Raw genomic sequence first — 20672 nt, forward strand, 5'->3', positions numbered from 1 at the left:
CAACTTAAGCATCATTTTTATCATAAAAAAGACCGCCAAAACTGACGGTCAATTACTAAAGATTAAATTTGCTATGATTAATTGCTTAATCCGAAAGTTGCTTCAGCATCTGTTTCTCCTCCAGTTTGACTTCCCCAAACTGTACCATTAAGAGATTCACTTACAGTAGCTGACTCATGATAAAGAGACACTTTAACCACTGGCGAAGAAGAATTCACCACTTTGGTTACATCCCATTTTGTTTTTAACCCTACTTTTTTACCATCTGTTCTGGTAGAGCTAGCATCATCTATTCTATTTAATGTAACAGAAGATTTTGGAAAATCAAATGTTAAAAAATGTTCATCTTTGGCATCTTTAATTTCCTGAGTTACATCTTCATTACCGTTTTTGAATACCATTTCCACTTCATAAGATTTACCATCTGCTAACTTGATGGCAGGCGCAGCTCCTGAGCCTACACTATAATTGTAAGTACTAACCATATTGGTAGATAAATCTTTCACATTAAGTAAAATATTAGTCAGTTCTTCTTGTGGTAGGTCATCTTCTTCTTCATCTCTTTGACAAGAAACCACTGTTAATGCTAGAAATAAAACAGCTAAAACGCTTGCTAGTTTTTTTAAATTAAATTTGTTTTTCATTTTTTTGATTTGTTTATTTTTTTAATATTATTTAAAATTTATATCTGAAGTTGAGGATAAAATTTCTACCTAAATCTGCGGCAAAAAACCTCATTCTATTGAGGTAATCTCTATAATTTTCATTCAATGCGTTATTTACAATAAGCCCAGTAGAAAGATTTTTTGTGATATTAAATCCTATTTGAACGTTCCATAATGAGTAAGCTTTCGGAGGTGTGCTTAAGTCTACAGTTTTCGTAACGTCTTGTCCGTTTTCATACAAAGTAATTTCTGCATTGTGTATCGGAAATCTATTTTGATAAGAAAAAATTTGATTTTCTAGATTAAAATAGAACCCATTCCACTTTTCTTTGGTAAAATGTAAGGCATTAGAAAAATTAGACGGCATCATCAATATCAATGGTTCATTATTGGTATTATCTTGTCCGTAAACATAACTTGCTCTTCCTTTGTAAGAAAATTCTGGAGAGAAATGTAAGATTACATCTAAATCTGCACCGTACATCAGTGCATCTATCTGTTGATAAGTCCACACTGGGAAAACACCTCTTATGGTATTTTGCACCCCTGTAGGAATTTGATTGATAAAATTCTTATTAAATGATACATAAGGATTAAAAGAAAGTTGCAGACCTTCTAAGAAATGAATTTTAGAATCTATAACTAAGTTAAATTGATGACTGACCTCATTCTTCATCGAAAGATTTCCTACCTCTATAATTGCCGCAGAATGATGCAATCCGTCTGAAAACAACTCTGCAATATTGGGTGTTCTAGAAGCTTTAGCATAATTCATTTTTACAATAAAGTCTCTGGAAGTAGAGATATATTCTACACCAGCATTCAGCGATAGGTTTTGATAATCTAATTTAGGCCTTGTAAGCACTCTATTTGCATTGGTTCTTACATAGAACTGAGGATAAAGATTGGCATATAGTTTTTCCCAATCACTCTTGTCATACCATTTGGTTACATCATAATAGTTATAGTCAAACCTTGCACCAGCTTCTGCATTCCAATGATGATTCAATTTATATTTAAAGACAGAAAAAATTCCGCCAGAATATTTATCATAATTAGGAATTAATCTTCTTGCTTTGGTAGCAGGGTCTGAATAGTTATTTTGAAAACTTCCTGCAACTCCCGATTCTAAAGTCCAATGAGCTCTTTCTATTAAATTTTCTACATTTAATTGATGAGTAAGTAATTCTAAGTCAAGTGATGGTAGTGCCTTTAGCTCTCCTCTCCTAATGTCATATTCTTTTCTATGATTGAATTGAAAGCTATAAGTTGCAGAAATTTTTCCCAATTTTTCATATCTTTTGTAGGTCGATATTTTCATAATATGATGCTCTATCTCTTGTCTCGGATTGTCTATCTGATAAGAAAAATCACCAGTATAGATAGGCACCTGAGAATTAATAGCATTATAAAAATCTTCTAAATTCCCAATATGAGAACCTCTGTAAATGCCAATATTTTGATTGGTTAAGAAATAATCAAAAGAAATTCCTTTTTTAAATTCATTTTTTTGTAGTGTAAAATTAAAAGATGAAAAATCCATCCCAGTATTCATTAGATTATAATCTGGAGTATTTTGGTCTCCAAGCTTCTCAATTTTACCACCTGTTTTTACTGCCCAGCCATTTTTCCAACTTTTAACTATGTTTAAATCTACACCAAGTCCTTTACCATTAGATATTCCATAAATATTTGCATTTCCTTTTATGGTGTCTTTTTTGGGTAAAATTTCTGGTTTTAAATCTACCACACCACCTACAGCATCGCCACTATATTTAAGCGCTGAAGCCCCTTTTATCACATCAATATGCTCAAAATTGCTAACATCTACATTAGGCGCATGCTCTACTCCCCACTCTTGTTCTGCTAGTTTTACCCCATTATTTATTATGGCTATTCTACTTCCGTACAAGCCGTGGATGATAGGTTTTGCAATATTATTTCCTGTTTTGAGGGCAGAAACTCCAGAAATACTAGATAATAAATTGCCTAAATTACTGGTAGAGTTTTTCTCAATCTCTACTTTTTCTAGAGTTTTAACTACCATAGAACCACTGCTTTTATGATTAGCGTGTAAGCTAACCGTTTCTATTTCTTTAGAATGCAGCTCTAGGTTAATGGATAGAAATAGGTCTTTATCTACTGAGACAGACTCAGTAAACTCATCAAAATCAGATTTAGAAACTTTTAAAACGTAAGTTCCTTTTGGAATTTGGTTGAACACAAATTCTCCTTTATCATTGGTTCTTGTGGTGTTTTTCCCTAATAAAACTTCTGCATTGGGTATGGAAATTTTATTATGAAAATCGGATATTTTACCTTTCACGGTATAGTTCTGAGCAAACAAAAAGATACTGTAAAATAGGATAATCCATGAAAAATATTTTTTCATTGATTCAAAAAAATTTAGTTGAAATTTAAAAATTGTGCTATATTATCCTACAGTAGGAGGCGCACGAAGAGAAAAGAAAACAATATTTTCCTTAGAATAAGAAAAATTATAGTAAGAATGAGATTCTCTTATAACTAGATTTTCGTGAATTTCATAGTTATCAAAAGAAATAACATCTCCAATTAAAATCTGAGAATTGTGAAGATTAAAGCAACTTTCTGTAGAATTCTCATTAGCAGATACAATTTTTTTGGTAGAGGTTTTTAAGTCAGGAAAACTACCCTTAAAGACAGAATGCTCATGAAAATAGCCAGCTAATAAAACAGCAAAAGTATATACCCCAACCAATAGCAAGGATACTAATTTTCGTTGTTTTATTATAAAAGTTTTCATCTTTTGCAAACTTAAGAAAATTTTCTTATTAATGTTACATTAAATATGACCAAAAACATAATTTACTTGTCTTAATATTTTGTAAATTTGCGTGTCAAATTAAAAAGCTATGGGTAACACAACGTTGAAAAAAATCGGAGTTCTCACTTCGGGTGGAGACGCTCCGGGAATGAATGCGGCAATAAGAGCAGTGGTAAGAACCGCTCACTATTATAAAATAGAATGCGTGGGAATAAGAGGAGGCTATACTGGTCTTATAGAAGGGAATTTCACAAAAATGGGACCTCGTTCTGTAAGCAACATCATTAATCTAGGAGGAACAATTTTGCGTTCTGCTCGTTCTGCAGAATTTAGAACTCCAGAAGGAAGAAAAAAAGCTTATGAACAATGTGTAGCTCATAATATAGATGCTTTGGTATGCATTGGTGGAGATGGTACTTTTACCGGAGCTCTTAAATTCAGTGAAGAATTCGGAATTAAAGTATTAGGAGTACCTGGTACTATTGATAATGATATTTTCGGTACAGACTTTACCATAGGTTATGATACAGCTCTTAACACAGCAATTGATGCAATTGATAAAATTAGAGATACCGCCACTTCGCATAGCAGAGTTTTCTTTGTAGAAGTTATGGGAAGAGACGCAGGTTTTATTGCATTAAATAGTGGTATTGCAACAGGTGCACTAGACATTTTAATCCCTGAACAAAAAGATAGCCTAGAACAAATGTTCGAAACTTTTGAAAAAGCACAAAAAAGAGGAAAAACTTCAAGTATTGTAATTGTGGCCGAAGGAGAACAACTAGCCTCAACTTATGATTTAGCCAAGAAAACCAAAGAAAAATTCCCTGATTATGACATCAGAGTATCTATATTAGGACATATCCAGAGAGGTGGTGCTCCTAGTTGCGCTGATAGAGTTTTAGCTAGTAGATTAGGTTTTGGTGCAGTAATAGGACTTATGAAAGGACTTACCAATGTAATGGCTGGCATCAGATCTAATGACTTGGTCTTCACTCCTATAGAAGATGCTATCACAAAACACAATGAAATAAATCAAGACTTACTGCAGATTTCTGAAGTCCTTGCAATGTAAGTCAATAAAATAATTAATTAACAAAATTTTAAAAAATTTAGAATATGTCAACAATTAAAGTAGGAATCAACGGATTCGGTAGAATTGGTCGTTTAGTGTTCAGAGCAATGACTGAAAGAGAAAACATCGAAGTAGTAGGAATTAATGACCTAATCGATGCAGAATATATGGCTTATATGCTAAAGTATGATTCAGTACACGGAAAATTCAATGGTGAAGTTTCTGTAGAGGGGAATAACCTAGTAGTAAATGGTAAAACTATTCGTGTAACTGCTGAAAGAGATCCTAACAATTTAAAATGGAATGAAGTAGGTGCAGAATATATTGTAGAATCTACAGGTCTATTCTTATCAAAAGAAACTGCTCAAGCTCACATTAATGCTGGTGCTAAAAAAGTAGTTCTTTCTGCTCCTTCTAAAGATGATACTCCAATGTTTGTAATGGGGGTAAACCACACTACACTTACAGATGATGTAAAAATCTTCTCAAACGCTTCTTGTACTACTAACTGTCTTGCTCCATTAGCAAAAGTAATTCATGATAACTTCGGAATTCTAGAAGGTCTTATGACAACTGTACATGCTACTACAGCTACTCAAAAAACTGTAGACGGACCATCTTTAAAAGACTGGAGAGGTGGTAGAGCTGCTCTTACCAACATTATTCCTTCTTCTACTGGTGCTGCTAAAGCAGTAGGTAAAGTAATTCCTTCTCTTAACGGAAAATTAACAGGTATGTCTTTCAGAGTTCCTACTGCAGACGTTTCTGTAGTTGACCTTACTGTAAGATTAGAAAAACCAACTTCATACGACGAAATCGCGGCTGCTATTAAAGCTGCTTCTGAAGGTGAATTAAAAGGAATCTTAGGATACACTGAAGATTTAGTAGTTTCTCAAGATTTCGTAACAGATGCTAGAACATCTATCTTTGACAAAGATGCTGGTATCATGCTTTCTCCAACATTTGTAAAACTAGTTTCTTGGTATGATAATGAATGGGGATATTCTAACAAATTAACAGATTTGCTAGTACACTCTGCTTCTCTATAGTATTTACGAAACTTATAGATGATAGAACTCCTGATTTTTTCAGGAGTTTTTTTTATAAATAAAATTAAAAAATGATTTTAATTTTTATAATTTTGAAAATATAGATAAAAGTATAAATAACACAACCTATCCTTAATAAAAACATATTTTAATATTGAATATTTTTAATTCACCAAAAAAACAACTTCTTATGAAAAAATTGATTTTACTTTTCACCCTATTTGCAAGCCATATCACATTAATTGCTCAAAATGTGAACTTAAATGAAATTAAAAAAAATTTAGAAAAAAAATCTTCAGACTATAATCAAGAAAAATTATTAGTTAAATTTAAAGGATTACCTATTCAACTAGACAGTATAGAATCTAGACATCTTTATTATGGAAATAAAGTTTCAGTAGATTATAAAAAAGCTGATGAGTTAAGAAAAACATTCAAAGAAGAGAACTATCAAAAATCTATAGAACTGGCTGAGGAAATTCTAAAAAACACCCCTACAGACCTAGAAACTATAAGCATTATTATGGAAGCTTACTACAAAATCCAAGGCAACAGCACCAAATTAAATCACTATTCAGCGCAATTCACAAAAATGATAGACGCAATACTCTCTTCTGGCGATGGCAAAACCGAAAAAACTGCATTTCTAACCAATTCAGTAACTGATGAATATATCTTATTAGCTATTCTTAAAAAAAATGCAAGCCTAATGAAAAGAATCTCTAAACCTTCAAAAGATGGAATGTATGATATCTGGGATGAGAACGGAAAAAAAATTTACATCAATGTAATATATGATACGAAATTCTAAAAAAAGCCTTCCAAAAAAATTGGAAGGCTTTTTTATTATAATTAGATTAACATTATTTAATCATCATCTTCACTGTAGAAGTTCCTTGATCTGATTTTAATTGTAAAATATATAAACCCGATTTAAGACCAGATACAGAAATTTTTTCATCACCGCTAACTTTGGATAATTTCTGAGTTTTAAGAAGTTTGCCTGAAACATCTAAAATCGTTACAATACCATTTTTAGCGTTGCTAAATCTAATTTCTGCCAATCCATTTTCTACAGGATTCTGCAAAAGTACTAGCGAAGCATTATTTACTTTAACCTCATTGGTAGCTAATGTAGAATTAATTTTCACATAAGTAGATGAGGTAGGATCCCATTCATACGCAGTACTTTGAGTAACATTAGTAATATCTGCCGTCTTAGTTACACCTAGTGTCCCCGTACTATTGCCATCTCTGAATAAGAAACTTATCTGAGTAACATTTGGGAATGTGTACATAAACCATCCCGAATTCACTGGGTCTGCTGTCATATCAATAGGAGTAGCCCATACTGCTGTAGGCACAGATGCCACAGGTTGTTCAGCCCAATAATGTATTTTAGGTAATGGCCAATTAGGAGTACTAGTAGGTGGTTTAAATCTGATAACAATACCTGATTGATATTGATAAACTCTTTCTACAGTTCCTGAAGACAAACCTTGAGCGTCAAAAGCAGCCGCTTTTACAGTAATTGCTTGTGTAGTACTAGAATTTATATTGAACGGTGCTGTATAAATAGTAGATGATGAAGTAGGTTCTGAGCCATCAGTGGTGTATCTAATTGTAGGTGCGTTACCGCTATCATCTGAAGCTGCTATAGTAATCGTCTGCGAAGTTCCAAGTGACATACTTCTACTAGAAGGAGAAATAGCTACAACAGGCGGAGCATTTACCTCTGCTTTAGACCAAACTGCATAATCAGTTCCAGAAGTTACTAAATTCCATCCAGCTCCTGTTGGACTCCAAGAATTATTTCCTATTTTAACAGCTACCACTGGGCTACTATCAGAATATCTTCTCTTAATGTAAGCTGCATATAAACCAGAACCTGCTTGATCTACCACTGCATAACTATAAGCATCTATTTGATTGGCTTTTCTTACTGCCATTAACTTATTAATAGCGTGCACATTGTCTGAGTAGACTCTAGTAACACCATCTTTAGTATAAGAGCCTCCATAGTAATGTGGTGCAAAAACACACGGAATACCTGGATGAGTAAGAATATAAGCATATCCTTTCATTAAATTAGCTCCCAAAATGGCTTCTGGCTTTACAAATGTATCATGATTATCAATAAAAGTTACTGCTTTTTCACTAAAACCATATTGCCCTGCAAGTCCAGCCATGCTATTACCAGAAGAATTCAGACTTGAAAAATTATTTCCAGAAAGCGCTCCAGACAAAGTATAATAAAGAGAAAAATCAAAAACTCCAGAAACGGTCGTGCTAGCATTTATACCGCCTCCATAAGTTCCGTTGATCCAGTTTTTAAGATTATTCATATTACCATCCCAAAATTCACCTACTGAATAATATGGCTGGCTGTCTTGAATATAATTCCCAAAATAATAAGGTGAAAATCCTTTAGCAACATCCCATCTCCATCCTTTATATCCAAGAGCTTTAAGCCTCGATAAAAATTCTTTTACCCCATTTTGAACGGTAACATTAGTATGGTCTAAGTCTCTAGAACCATCAAATCTTTCACCAGTATCTGGTGCACCAGAAGGTCTACATCCTACATAAGAGCCGCTCGAAGCTTCATCATCACTACAAATGGTTTCGCAACCCCAAGTTGGGTTGGTAAAATCTGTCCAGCTTGTAGTTCCGCTTCTGTGATTGACTACTACATCTGCAATAGGATATATTCCCTTTGCGTTCATGTTAGTAAGCATTTTTTTCAATTGAGTTTCTGAGCCCCAAGAAGTTTGAGAAAAATTAAAAAGCTGGGTTGGGAAATATCCCACACCACCTGTAGAAGCACTTGCAGGAGGAAGCCATACCATATCAAAGCCTACAGCCTTTAGGTTACCAGCTCTAGAGCCTAAAAATTCATAAAAACTTCCATCGGTAGTAATTCTAGGCTGTTGAAATTCATCCCAACCGAACGATTGAAGCATTACATCATCAATGTAATCTTGAGCTTTGTATTCTGCACTGAACATAAATACAAAGCCAATTAAAGTTAAAATTTTCTTCATAAGTCAATTTATAATATACAGTTAATTTGTTTTAAAACTCCAAGTTTGGCCGATGGTTTCACCGCCTTTATTATCTTTTACGATTACTTTCCAATAATAAGTAGTAGCAGATTGTAATCCTGATAACTGAGTTGTTTTAGTAGAAAGATTGGTCTTAGATGTGCTTAAATTATTTTTATCTGTTCCCCAAAAAACATCATAACTTAAAACATCTGAAGCATCAACATCAGAGGCATTCCATTCTAGGTCTACTGTTGTTGCTACACTGGCATCATAATTTGGTCTTACCAATTCTGGCATAAATGGTAAATGATTGGTAGTAGCTGTAGCTTCGGTATATAAGCTAAAGGTTGAAGAATAATCACTACTTGCATTTTTAGAATCGGTAGCTTTTACTCGCCAATAGTAGGCTTTTCCTTTATCTAGAGTTATGCTGTAGACATTATCTGAAACATTTGCCGTATTTACAATTTGCGTAAATTGATTATCTGTAGCAACTTGTATTTGATAGGTAATGGCATCATTTTGTGAATCGGTAGATTTGTTCCAAGTAAAACTTAATAGATTACTGATACACAAACTTTTATCAGTAGGCCCCACCAATGTAGGAACTGAAGGAGGTGTATTAGGTACCGGAGCAGGATCATCTCCACCGCTGCCACCGCAAGCAACCATAATTAAACCAGCTGAAATAAGAGATAATATATTCGTTTTCATTTTATTCTTTGATAATTTTAATGATAATAGGTTGATTTAATAATACTTTTGCTATATAAATTCCATTTGGAAATCTGGTCAAATCTGCTTTAATTAGCCCATTAGATATATAGTACTTTTGTTTAGAAACTAATTTACCTTCAGTGTTATAAATTTCTAATTCTACTTGTTTTTGATCACTGTTGACTGAAACATTAAACTCTCCTTTGGTAGGATTCGGGAATGCTGAACTTCCTTTTGATAAGCCTGTAATTCTATGAGAAACACTGCCCTCACAAGAAACCGCAGTTTTAAGTTCTACTAAATCTCCTTGATTAGCACTTACATTAATCAAAGTATCATTGGTTTCAAATTTTTGAATCCCATTAATCAAGACTTTATAAGGTGCCGTACCTTTCTCCACAATAATATCTATACTATTAGATGAAGTATTGGCAGAGATTCTCGCTGAGGCAGTTACCCCTTTCGAAATGGTGACATTAAAACATTGCTTAAAATTAATGGCAGCTACTTCTACACATACTTCATAAGTCCCTGGAACAAGACTTGTAACATTCAATTTATTATTGGTGAAATTTAGCGTTTGATTATAATTAGTGCCTGTAATTTTAGCAACATAACTATAAGAAAGATTTGCAGAAATCTCAATTTCACCATTATTCTTACCAGAACAAGTTTCAGATTTTGTAGTGATGCTAAAATTATTATAATCAATAACAGCCTTCACTGCCAATCTATTTTTACTTTCGCAACCATTAATGGTTTGTGATGCATAATAAGTTTGGTTATTTACTAAAATAGTGGTAGTAGGCAAGCTGTTTCCTCCAGATGCTGCAGCATACCATTTAATGGCAGAACCTGTAACATTTAATTGAGCCAGCGTAGCATTTGGCAATAACGTTTGTGAGGCGTTTCCTGTAGGAGCTGCTATTTCATCTTTACTTACTGTAATGGCTGTACATTTTTCGTCATTATTCCCTACGGTAGAAACACAAACATTATAAGCTCCTGCAGCTAAATTGCTTACCGTAGTTGTCGTATTAAAAGTGATAGTTTGATTATAGTTTGTTCCCGTAATTTTTGCTTGATAATCTGCAGTTTTATTAACTGTTAGAATGATTTGTCCATCATCTGCTCCACAAGAAGCATTTTTAGAACTGATAGAATAGCCTTGTCCTCCAGTTGCCATTTGGTTACCAAAAACTCTATATTCACCAGGTTGCAAATTAATGGTTTGATTAGCGTCTGTAACATTATAAGCTGTATTATCCATTAGATTATACCAAGTTCCGGTATAAGGGAAACCTGTAGCTATATCTTTGGCAACTACATCAAAATTTGAAATAATCAGCACATCTTTTAGTTGCGAAGGACTCAATGTAGAGTTTGTTACTTTTATGTTTGGAGTATTGGTATTGGCAGAAGAAATAGTAGCTGACCCATCAAAAACAGCTTCTGTTTTTTTAAGATTGATCATCTTACTCCAATCATCATATATTTTTTTTCTTTTTGCATCTGCTAACCAATTGTTAGTCCATTGAGGCTGTGGTTTAGTACTTAGTTTACAATCGCCAGTAGTAGCATCTGAAGATGTATTTACCGTACCGTCTGTACAAGTAAAAATAGAGTTTTCCATTCCTAATTCCCCAAAATGCCATAGCATTTTAGGACCAGGTACCAAAATAGAAACCGCCCCAAGAGCAGGCATTCTAGATAGAGCAACATCTAAATTTTTAACATTATGGCTTGCATTAGAAGAATTTCCGAATTGTAAATTTTTATACATTAATCTTTCTTCGTCATGACTTTCAGGATAAGCGATTAATCTATTTTTGGCAAAACCTCTGCTTGTGCTTGTAGTTCTAGAAAGGTTTTTATTAGACCAACCCATTGTTAATTCATTATACTCATCTGTCATTTTACCCCAAAGCATTACTCCTTTTCCTTCGTTGACTTTAAAATTTGCCCACTCTTTTTCTTCGGCATCCGTTCCTAAATGTTCAAAAATCACATAATGATTAGAGTCTACACTCCAAGAAAAATCTGCATATTCTTTTAAAATATCTACTCTATCCTGTTGATATTGATTGGTACAACTCTCATCAGAGGCAGTACAATTTTGAGTAAATCCTTTGGTCAAATCCCATCTAAAACCATCTATTTTATATTCATTGATCCAATGTTTCACCACCTGTTTTACATAATTTTTAGTATAACTAGAACTATGATTGAAATCCTCACCTACACTATAAGAATGTTTAGCAATTGTATTAAAATAAGGATTTTCAGTACTTGGGCTGCCCCATCCATCTCCATCAGGGTCATTCATCCACATTCTCACCAATGAATTTCTTCCAAAAGCATGATTAAGTGCTACATCTAATATTACTGCAATCCCGTTTTGGTGACATATATCTACCAATTCTTTTAACTTATCTTTTGTTCCGTAAAACTTATCCAATGCCATATGGAAAGAGGTATTATACCCCCAACTTTCATTGCCTTCATATTCCATAATTGGCATCAATTGAATGGCATTTATTCCTAAATTTTTAAAATAATCTATTCTATTGATGATATCCTGAAAATTTCTTTTGGCATCAAAATCTCTCACTAACAATTCATAGATAACTAATTTTTCTTTTTCTGGTTTTGTGAAATTACTCACTTTCCATGGGTATGCAGCTTCGCCTGTTTTCAAAACAGTTACTTCTCTTTCTTGACCAGTAGGATAAGCCGGTAAACTAGGATAAGTAGTAGCAGGAATACCTGGATCATCAAAAGGAGACAACACCAAAGTAGAAAATGGGTCAGCAGCTTTCACCAAGCTTGGTGACCCTGCCAATGGCGTTTGGTCTACTACCCAATACTGATATGTATAATTGGTACCAGATGTTAATCCTGTTAATTCTAACCAAAATTTAGTAGATCCAGAAGTAGCATCTTTTTTCATAGCATAAGCAGCTGTAGGTTGCCAATTGTTAAAACTTCCTGCTACATAAACAAAATCTTTACCAGGCGCATCTAAAACCAGAGTTGCTTTAGTTGCATCACTTTGATTATAGTTGATACCATTAACCAAACCAGCTGGAATAGCCTCAGAAACCACATTTGGACTTACCACTGCTGAAAACTTCTTAACAATAGTAGTCGTTCCTTGTATAACTTCTAATTCATAGTTTTGATTACCTGTAATATTGGTATGGTTAAAAGAATAAGTCGATGTTGCATTAGCAGTATTGATAGAAACCCCGTTAGATTTCAAATTATAATTTGCTACACCATTAGAATTTGTAGCTGTAATGTTCAAATTACCTCCAGAAGCTAAAATTGTGGTACTATTTTCTGATGGGGCAGTTAGAGTAACTTGAAAAGCCCCAACTTCAGCCAAAATATCTTGAGATTTTTTATCCCCAGTACCATCTTTTGCTTTAATTAAAAAACCAATTCTCCCAATTCCTGTTGTGTTATAATAAGTAGTTGGAGTAATGGTTTTGGTATAGGTATCATTTCCTGCATTATATGTAAACTTAGCTGCTTCATCAGAGCTATTCCAAGTTCCATTTAATGGAGTTCCTTTTTGGGTGGTGTCATTGGTATCAAAAGCCCAAGCCCACATATACAAAGTGTTATTTGTAACTCCCCAAGCAGACTCATTAATACTATTTCCATTGATGGTAATCGTTATAGACGTATTTTCTTCAAAAACTGAAGGAGCAATACTATAAGTTACCTGCTGTTGTTGTGAAAAAACAATAATATTTACTAAAAATGATAGTAAAAATGTATAAAAGTTTTTCATGTTCATATGATTTTTATAGAATATATTTTAATTATTAATTGTGTTTTGCGGCTGGTAAAATTACTAAATAAATATATCACTTGTATCTATTAATAATATGATTTTTTACAAATTTCTTAAAATATATTAGTTAATGTTGTTTTTTTTTATAAATTTGATAATGTCTTACCATGATAAAATAGAAATTTAAAATAGTCATTTATTCATTTCGATTTTTATTTTTCTTTTTACTAAATTTGATAACACTTAATTTTAAAAAATATAAACTATGAAAAAACTTTTCGCTGAATTTTTCGGCACTTTTTGGTTAGTATTTGGCGGTTGTGGCTCTGCTATTTTTGCTTCGCAAATCGCTGCCGCAGAAAACGGACAATTAGGAATCCTATTACTAGGAGTTTCTCTTGCCTTTGGTCTTACCGTTCTTACCATGGCTTACGCTGTTGGTCACATTTCTGGCGGGCATTTTAATCCTGCTGTTTCCTTCGGACTTTTGGCTGGAGGCAGATTCTCTTCTAAAGATTTAGTGCCATACATTATTGCTCAATGCTTTGGTGCTATAGCTGCTGCTGCTGCACTTTACACAATTAATGGCGGAGCTGGCGATGGTTCAGCTGGTTCTTTTGCCACTAATTTCTATGATTCTGCAGTTTATTTTGGCAAAAGTTACAGCATGATGGCTGCTTTTCTTACCGAATTTTTATTAACCATGTTCTTCCTCATCATTATTATGGGAGCAACAGATAAATTCGCAAACGGAAAATTTGCAGGAATTGCTATTGGTCTTGGTTTAACTTTAATTCACCTAATTTCTATACCAATTACCAACACTTCTGTGAATCCTGCAAGAAGTTTATCTCAAGCTGTTTTCGTTGGCGGACAAGCTCTTTCTCAACTTTGGTTGTTTTGGGTAGCACCAATTTTAGGCGCGGTAGTTGGCGGATTGATTTATAAATTTTTATTACAATCTCCTCAAGAAGAATAAATTTTAAAATAATACATAATTATCCCGCAAATTCTCCATTTGCGGGATTTTTATTTTCGTCAATTGACTGTGATTCTATTAAGAAACCAACAAACTACAACCCCTAATATCAGAATGATCTATCCTCCCTAAAACCTGAAAATTTTCGCCAATTATTTTACCTAAATCTTGCGTAGCAATAAATGAACAAGAATGTTTATTTGCCAAGTCTATAATGTTAATAGCACCCGTTTTTCCGTTTTCAACATAGGACAATGGATCTTCGGTATTCCTGATGAGAATTCGCATCCAATTTGGGCAAGAGTATTCATTATTCCCTAAAGAATAGGCTTGAGAAAGCAATTCCGTCATCGAATATTCAGAGAAAATTTTATCCGTTCCGAAACCTTTTTGTAGAATTTTCAAAAGTTCATCTTTCGTCATTTCTTCTTTTCTGCCTTTCATTCCGCCAGTTTCGATTATTGTGAGTGATTGAGTTGAGGAATAATTGAGTGATTGAGTTTGTATAAAGTCTAAAAAATCTAAAAGAGCAAACGAAACCCCAAAGAGAATTACCTTTTTGTTTTCTGTTCCTAGTTTTTGTAAAAGTTCAAAAAGTTCGGCGTGATTATAAAGAAAATAACCGTTTTCAGGTTTTCCAGATTTTTTCATCAAATAATCAACCATATAAATCAACGATGAGTGCGAATTTTCGGAATAGTTAGGAAGCAACCCAAAAAAAATAAAATCTTCTGGTTTCCCTATAAATTTTTCAAAACTTTGGTATATGCTTTCTTCGTAAAGATTAAAATCTGCAACATAATGTTTAGAACGATTCAGCATTTGTGTAGTTCCCGAACTTTGAAAATAGTCTTCAGTTTTAAAATTTTTATCTAAAACTTGATGGTTTTTAAACATTTCAATCGGTAAAAATGGAATGTCTTTTACTTCCTTAATCTCTGAAATATTTTTGCCTAAAAAATCTACAAATTTTCTATAAACTTCCACATTTTCATACTGATAAAGAAAAGTTTCCAAACATTTTGTTTGGAACTCTGCTTCAGTTTTTATGTTGAAAATATTAAGCATAATTTTTTAACACAGAGAGCACAAAACTTTTCACAAAGGGCACAAAGCTTTGACTCTTTGTGATTTTCTTCGTGAACTTTGTGGTTATTTTTTAGTTTTAATTGAGAAATCCACTCCATCAAAAACACCATAAGTAAAATAAGAAATCCAATCTCCTAAATTCACATATTTCGCTTCGTTTTCATCTATTTTTAAATCTAAAATCATCGGAAGATGACGGTGCCCGTAAACAAAATAATCTATCTTTTCAGATTTCAATTTTTCTTTAGAATAGAGAATCAAAAACTCCTTTTCTTCGCCCAAAAACTTCATGTCTTCTACTCCACTTATCATTTTATTTTTGGTAGAAAAATAGATAGCAACTTTCATTGCTATATCCGGATGCAGCCACTTAAAAAACCATTGTGCAACAGGATTCGTGAAGAGTTTTTTCATTCTTTTGTAGCCTTTATCGCCTGGCCCTAGGCCATCTCCGTGAGCCAAAAGAAAGTTTTTTCCTGAAATTTCATTTGCTGATAAATTTGTTTTTAAAGGACAAATGTTATCGCCTATATTATTTGATGTATCTTTTTGAACATTGGTCATGGCGATTTCATAATATTGTTTTTCAAAAAAAACTGGAATCCCAATTTCCTCTTCTAAGTAATCTTTCATCCATAAATCGTGGTTTCCTACGAAGAAATAAATATCAATTCCGTTGTCTTTCAATTCGGCTAATTTTCCTAAAATCCTTACATAACCTTTCGGAACTACATATTTCCACTCATGCCAAAAATCAAACAAATCTCCCATTAAAAACAAAACTTGTGCGTCGAGTTTTATTTCATCAAGCCACGCCAAAAATTTAGCTTCTCTTGGTTTACTCAACTCTGGAGTTGGCGCACCAAAATGTTGGTCAGAAGCAAAGTAGATTTTTTTATTAGGCTGTAATTCGATTTTCATTTGTTGAATATAGTAATCTCAATTTTCTTATTTCTTGGCTCTCGATTCTTGGTTCTTTACTATTTAAGAATTCTCTTCCGCAAACCATTCTCCGTAAGAATTTTCGGTTTCGTGAAGTTTTAGATAAGCTAATTGAACGTGAGAAGGTAATTTATTTTTAATCTTTTCGGCAATGTTGTAGAGCATATTTTCGCAAGTTGGTTGGTAATTACAGTAAATTACTTTGTGTCCTTTTTGCTCTAGATCCTCGCCCAATTCTTTATGCGGTGTCAATGCATTCAATAAAACTGCATGATCCCAAACATCTACAATTTCTTCTTTCACAATTTTTTTGATGTCTCCAAAATCCACCACCATTCCGTTTTTTACGTTACTGATGTCATTAATGGGATTTCCTTTTACGGTAACAAAAAGTTTGTAAGAATGTCCGTGCATATTTTTGCATTTGCCATCGTAGTTATACAAAACGTGGGCTGTCTCGAACGTGAAAATTTTGGTAATGCGAATCATGGTGCAAAGATAGAGAATTTTTGAATTTGAAATTACAATATAATCCATCGCCGATTAAGCAGACAATTAGAATTTAAAATCTATTTAATCTGTATGAAATAAATTCAAGATAAATTTCATAAAATTTTCAATCTCAATTTCCTTACCTTTACATTACAAATTTTAACGTTTTAAAAGATGAAAAACCTTTTCAGATTTTTGTTGCTTTTCTTGGCAACCAATCTATTTGCACAAAACAGTCAAAGATTTTTTCAAAAAATTGAATTTAAAAATAATACCACTGAAATTTCTGTAAACGATGGATCATATCAAGTAAAATTCTACACTCCAGAAATTGTAGAAACGGCTTTCATTCCAAAAAACCAAACACTTACAGAAGATTCTCACGCGGTAATTCTTTCGCCCGAAAGTGTAAAACAAAACCTTGCTAATAATGGAAATTTCATCACCATCGAAACTTCTGGAATTACGGTAAAAATTCAAAAAACACCTTTCCAAATTTCATATTATAAAGGTGATGAACTCTTGATTTCTGAAAAAAACGGTTACGGAACTTATAAAAACGGCGAAATAAACAATCATGCTCAAGACTTTGAAACTTTAAATTTTAACCTCACCACAGATGAAGTTTTGTACGGTGCTGGAGCTAGAGCACTCGGGATGAACCGCAGAGGAAACAGACTAATGCTTTATAATCGAGCTCATTTCGGGTTCGAAACTCAATCAGCATTATTAAATTATACCATGCCCATCGTAGTTTCTAGTAAAAAATACATGATTCATTTTGATAATGCGCCCATCGGTTACCTAGATTTAGACAGTAAAAAAGATAATTCTCTTACCTACGAAACCATTTCTGGAAGAAAAGTATATCAAGTAATTTCAGGAAATTCTTGGGAAGATTTGGTTAAAAATTATACCGATTTAACAGGAAAACAACCCATGCTTCCACGCTGGAGTTTAGGAAATTTTTCGAGCAGATTTGGTTATCATACACAACAAGAAACTTTGGAAACCATTCAGAAGTTTAGAAATGAAAAAATTCCAGTAGATGCTATCATACTAGATTTATATTGGTTTGGCAAAACCGTTCAAGGAACGCTCGGAAATTTTGCTTGGGACAAAGATAATTTCTCGAAACCTCAACAAATGATTGACGATTTACGAAAAAATAATGTAGAAACCATTCTCATCACCGAACCTTTTGTAATCGACACTTCTTCAAGATTTCAAGAAGCCATAGACAGAGATATTTTGGCAAAAAATGACGAAGGAAAACCATTTTTGTACGATTTTTATTTCGGGCACACTGGTTTAATTGATATTTACAGCCAAAAAGGCAATTCTTGGTTTAAAAATATTTATAAAGATATTATCAATCAAGGCGTTACAGGAATTTGGGGAGATTTAGGAGAACCTGAAGTTCATCCTTCAAAAATCATTCACGGAAATGGTAAAAATGGCGACCAAGTTCACAATATTTACGGAATGGATTGGGCCAAATTGGTGAAAGAAAGTTTTGCAGAAAATTCTCCAAATTCTCGTCCATTTATTTTGATGAGAGCAGGTTATTCTGGTGCACAAAGAAATGGACTCGTTCCTTGGAGTGGCGATGTTTCTAGAAGTTGGGGCGGTTTACAAAGTCAGCCCGATATTTCTCTACAAATGGGATTGCAAGGAATTGCATTTATGCATAGTGATTTAGGAGGTTTTGCAGGAAAAAATGAAGACGATGAGTTGTATGCTCGTTGGTTGCAATACGGCGTTTTCAACCCAATTTATAGACCACACGCAGACAGTAGTGTACCAAGCGAACCCGTTTATAGAAGCGAAAAAGCGAAAAAGCTAGCCAAAAAAGCCATTGAATTGCGATACGCTTTGCTTCCTTATAATTACAATTTGGTTTTTGAAAATCATAAAAACGGAACTCAGCTAATGCGACCATTATTTTTTGAAGAACCTGAAAATCAAGAACTTTACACTTACAACACCGCTTATTTTTGGGGAAAAGATTTCTTAATTTCTCCGATTTTAAATAAAGGACAAAAAGAACAAAGCATCTATTTTCCTAAAAATTCTGATTGGATAAACTTCTACACTGATGAAAAAATTTCTGGTGGAAGTACTCAAACTTTTACAACAGAAGAAGACAAGATTCCAACTTTTGTAAGAGCAGGAAGCATTATTCCGATGGCGAAACCAATGCAATCTACCAAAGAATATGATGGAAATTCTTTGATTTTACATTATTATCTTGACGAAAATGTAAAAGAAACTGAATTAGAATTATACAATGACAATGGTTTACAAAACGAAGCCTACGAAAAAGGACAATTTGAAATCATGGAATTTGAAGCTAAAATCAAAGGGAAAACCATTACTTTTGAATTAGAAAACGAAGTTGGCGCAAATTTTTCTGCAAAATCTAAAAATATAGAGCTCACTATTCACCATGTTTCTAAAGCTCCAAATTCTGTAAAAGCCGGTTGTAAAAAACTAGAAAACACTTATGATTCTGAAAAGAAAACGTTAAAAGTAAATTTGGTTTGGAATTCTTTGAAAGAGAGTAAAGTGAAAATAAAATTATAATACAAAATCGCCCCGCAAAATTGCGAGGCGATTTTTTCAACAAATTAAAAACTTTGGCTCTTTATGTAAAGAGCGAATAATGGAAATGAATTTTATAACAATTTAAAATTTTAATTTTTCCCTTTTTATTAATGAAACTGCTCCGCTTCAGTAGAACCAGCTAAAGCTGTGGTAGAAGAATTTCCTGCGGTAACAGTAGTTTGTACCGCATCAAAATAGCCAGTCCCAACGAAACTTTGGTGTTTCACCGCTCTGAAACCTTTGGCTTGTAATGCAAATTCTCTTTCTTGAAGTTCAGAATAACCAGCCATTCCTCTTTCTTTGTAAGCCAATGCCAATTCGAACATTGCTGTATTCAAAGCGTGGAAGCCAGCCAAAGTGATAAATTGGAATTTATAACCCATTTTTGCTAATTCTTCACGGAATGTTTCCATTTCCGGAACAGATAATTTTGCAGCCCAATTGAAAGATGGAGAACAGTTGTAAGCCAACATTTTTCCAGGGAATTTAGCATGAATTCCTTCTGCGAATCTTCTAGCATACTCTAAATCTGGATTAGAAGTTTCCATCCAAATTAAATCTGCATAAGGAGCGTAAGAAAGACCTCTATCAATACCTTGTTCTACTCCACATTTCACTTGGAAAAAACCCTCAGAAGTTCTTTCACCAGTTACAAATTTTTTATCTCTATCATCAATATCAGAAGTCAATAAATCGGCAGCATCAGCATCTGTTCTTGCTACCAAAACCGTAGGAACTCCGCAAACATCAGCTGCCAATCTCGCTGCAATCAATTTATTAATCGCTTCTTGCGTAGGAACAAGCACTTTTCCGCCAAGATGTCCGCATTTTTTAGCAGAAGACAATTGATCTTCAAAATGAACACCAGCAGCACCAGATTCTATCATTTGTTTCATTAATTCAAAAGCGTTCAAATTTCCTCCGAAACCAGCTTCAGCATCGGCCACAATTGGCACTAAATAATTTTTATCTCCACCTCCATTTACAGACTGTATTTGGTCAGCTCTCAATAGCGCATTATTAATTTTTTTCACCACAGCCGGAACAGAATTGGCAGGATAAAGCGATTGGTCTGGATACATTTCACCGGATAAATTAGCATCTGCAGCAACTTGCCAACCTGAAAGGTAAATCGCCTCTAAACCTGCGTCCACTTCTTGAACCGCCTGATTTCCTGTTAAAGCTCCTAATCCTGCTACAAAATCTTGATTATTGAGTTTATGCCAAAGTGTTTTAGACATTTCGGTAGCAATGGTATAATCAATTCTGTAATTTCCTCGAAGTTTCAAAACTTCTTCAGCTGAATACGGACGTTCAATTCCTTCCCATCTTGGGTTTTCTCTCCACTCTTGTTCTAGAGCTTGAATTTGTGATTGTGTGTTCATAATATTTTGGATTTTTT

General features: G+C 33.6%; 15 protein-coding genes and 1 pseudogene. 5 read left to right on the plus strand and 11 right to left on the minus strand.

What is annotated here, in order from left to right; translation table 11 throughout:
* Nucleotides 1-77 precede the first annotated feature (77 nt).
* Genes IEW40_RS11035 through IEW40_RS11045 form a run of 3 tightly spaced genes read right to left on the minus strand, consistent with a single transcriptional unit; the run spans nucleotide 78 to nucleotide 3450 of the window.
* Nucleotides 78-644, minus strand: coding sequence for a hypothetical protein (locus IEW40_RS11035; RefSeq protein WP_188618160.1), 567 nt, complete (start codon nucleotides 642-644; stop codon nucleotides 78-80).
* A 31-nt stretch (nucleotides 645-675) separates the two neighbouring features.
* Nucleotides 676-3057: a TonB-dependent receptor gene (locus IEW40_RS11040; protein ID WP_188618161.1), complete on the minus strand. Its 2382-nt coding sequence runs from the start codon at nucleotides 3055-3057 to the stop codon at nucleotides 676-678.
* A gap of 42 nt (nucleotides 3058-3099) precedes the next feature.
* Nucleotides 3100-3450: a hypothetical protein gene (locus IEW40_RS11045; protein ID WP_188618162.1), complete on the minus strand. Its 351-nt coding sequence runs from the start codon at nucleotides 3448-3450 to the stop codon at nucleotides 3100-3102.
* A 109-nt stretch (nucleotides 3451-3559) separates the two neighbouring features.
* On the opposite strand from IEW40_RS11045, the gene pfkA reads away from it, so the two are divergent.
* The 3 genes from pfkA to IEW40_RS11060 all read left to right on the plus strand — a co-directional run bounded on the left by pfkA (nucleotide 3560) and on the right by IEW40_RS11060 (nucleotide 6406).
* On the plus strand, nucleotides 3560-4546 hold the full coding sequence (gene pfkA / locus IEW40_RS11050) for a 6-phosphofructokinase (protein WP_188618163.1): 987 nt from the start codon (nucleotides 3560-3562) through the stop codon (nucleotides 4544-4546).
* Between the two features lie 44 nt (nucleotides 4547-4590).
* Nucleotides 4591-5595: a type I glyceraldehyde-3-phosphate dehydrogenase gene (gene gap, locus IEW40_RS11055; protein ID WP_188618164.1), complete on the plus strand. Its 1005-nt coding sequence runs from the start codon at nucleotides 4591-4593 to the stop codon at nucleotides 5593-5595.
* A 190-nt stretch (nucleotides 5596-5785) separates the two neighbouring features.
* Nucleotides 5786-6406, plus strand: coding sequence for a DUF4919 domain-containing protein (locus IEW40_RS11060; RefSeq protein WP_188618165.1), 621 nt, complete (start codon nucleotides 5786-5788; stop codon nucleotides 6404-6406).
* Nucleotides 6407-6458: 52 nt separating this feature from the next.
* Here the strand turns inward: IEW40_RS11060 and IEW40_RS11065 are convergent, their stop codons facing one another.
* The 4 genes and pseudogenes from IEW40_RS11065 to IEW40_RS11075 all read right to left on the minus strand — a co-directional run.
* Nucleotides 6459-8639 carry an FN3 associated domain-containing protein gene (locus IEW40_RS11065; protein ID WP_188618166.1) on the minus strand — a complete coding sequence of 727 codons (2181 nt, stop codon included), beginning with the start codon at nucleotides 8637-8639 and terminating at the stop codon, nucleotides 6459-6461.
* A 21-nt stretch (nucleotides 8640-8660) separates the two neighbouring features.
* Nucleotides 8661-9356: a glycoside hydrolase family 78 protein gene (locus IEW40_RS11070; RefSeq protein ID WP_188618167.1), complete on the minus strand. Its 696-nt coding sequence runs from the start codon at nucleotides 9354-9356 to the stop codon at nucleotides 8661-8663.
* A 1-nt stretch (nucleotide 9357) separates the two neighbouring features.
* Nucleotides 9358-10545, minus strand: coding sequence for a T9SS type A sorting domain-containing protein (locus IEW40_RS14195; RefSeq protein ID WP_229663445.1), 1188 nt, complete (start codon nucleotides 10543-10545; stop codon nucleotides 9358-9360).
* Nucleotides 10540-13158: pseudogene (locus tag IEW40_RS11075) on the minus strand (alpha-amylase family glycosyl hydrolase); the annotation flags it as partial. The gene IEW40_RS14195 and the pseudogene IEW40_RS11075, both read right to left, overlap by 6 nt.
* A gap of 268 nt (nucleotides 13159-13426) precedes the next feature.
* On the opposite strand from IEW40_RS11075, the gene aqpZ reads away from it, so the two are divergent.
* Nucleotides 13427-14140 (plus strand): aquaporin Z, encoded by a 714-nt coding sequence (gene aqpZ / locus IEW40_RS11080; protein WP_188618169.1) that lies wholly within the window; start codon nucleotides 13427-13429, stop codon nucleotides 14138-14140.
* Between the two features lie 78 nt (nucleotides 14141-14218).
* Here aqpZ and IEW40_RS11085 read toward each other — a convergent pair whose 3' ends face one another.
* The 3 genes from IEW40_RS11085 to queD all read right to left on the minus strand — a co-directional run bounded on the left by IEW40_RS11085 (nucleotide 14219) and on the right by queD (nucleotide 16660).
* Nucleotides 14219-15208: a LuxE/PaaK family acyltransferase gene (locus tag IEW40_RS11085; protein ID WP_188618170.1), complete on the minus strand. Its 990-nt coding sequence runs from the start codon at nucleotides 15206-15208 to the stop codon at nucleotides 14219-14221.
* Between the two features lie 84 nt (nucleotides 15209-15292).
* Nucleotides 15293-16150, minus strand: a complete 858-nt coding sequence (locus IEW40_RS11090) for a UDP-2,3-diacylglucosamine diphosphatase (RefSeq protein WP_188618171.1) — start codon at nucleotides 16148-16150, stop codon at nucleotides 15293-15295.
* 63 nt (nucleotides 16151-16213) lie between these two features.
* A complete protein-coding gene (gene queD, locus IEW40_RS11095) occupies nucleotides 16214-16660 on the minus strand; it encodes a 6-carboxytetrahydropterin synthase QueD (protein ID WP_188618172.1) in 447 nt (148 codons plus the stop codon).
* A gap of 177 nt (nucleotides 16661-16837) precedes the next feature.
* Here queD and IEW40_RS11100 point away from each other — a divergent pair, with 177 nt between their 5' ends.
* On the plus strand, nucleotides 16838-19249 hold the full coding sequence (locus tag IEW40_RS11100) for a glycoside hydrolase family 31 protein (protein WP_188618173.1): 2412 nt from the start codon (nucleotides 16838-16840) through the stop codon (nucleotides 19247-19249).
* Between the two features lie 128 nt (nucleotides 19250-19377).
* On the opposite strand, the gene aceA is transcribed toward IEW40_RS11100, so the two are convergent.
* Entirely contained in the window at nucleotides 19378-20655 is a 1278-nt protein-coding gene (gene aceA / locus IEW40_RS11105; RefSeq protein WP_188618174.1) for an isocitrate lyase, read from the minus strand.
* Nucleotides 20656-20672: the final 17 nt, after the last annotated feature.

This window comes from Cloacibacterium rupense (genome assembly GCF_014645495.1).
Lineage (GTDB): Bacteria > Bacteroidota > Bacteroidia > Flavobacteriales > Weeksellaceae > Cloacibacterium > Cloacibacterium rupense.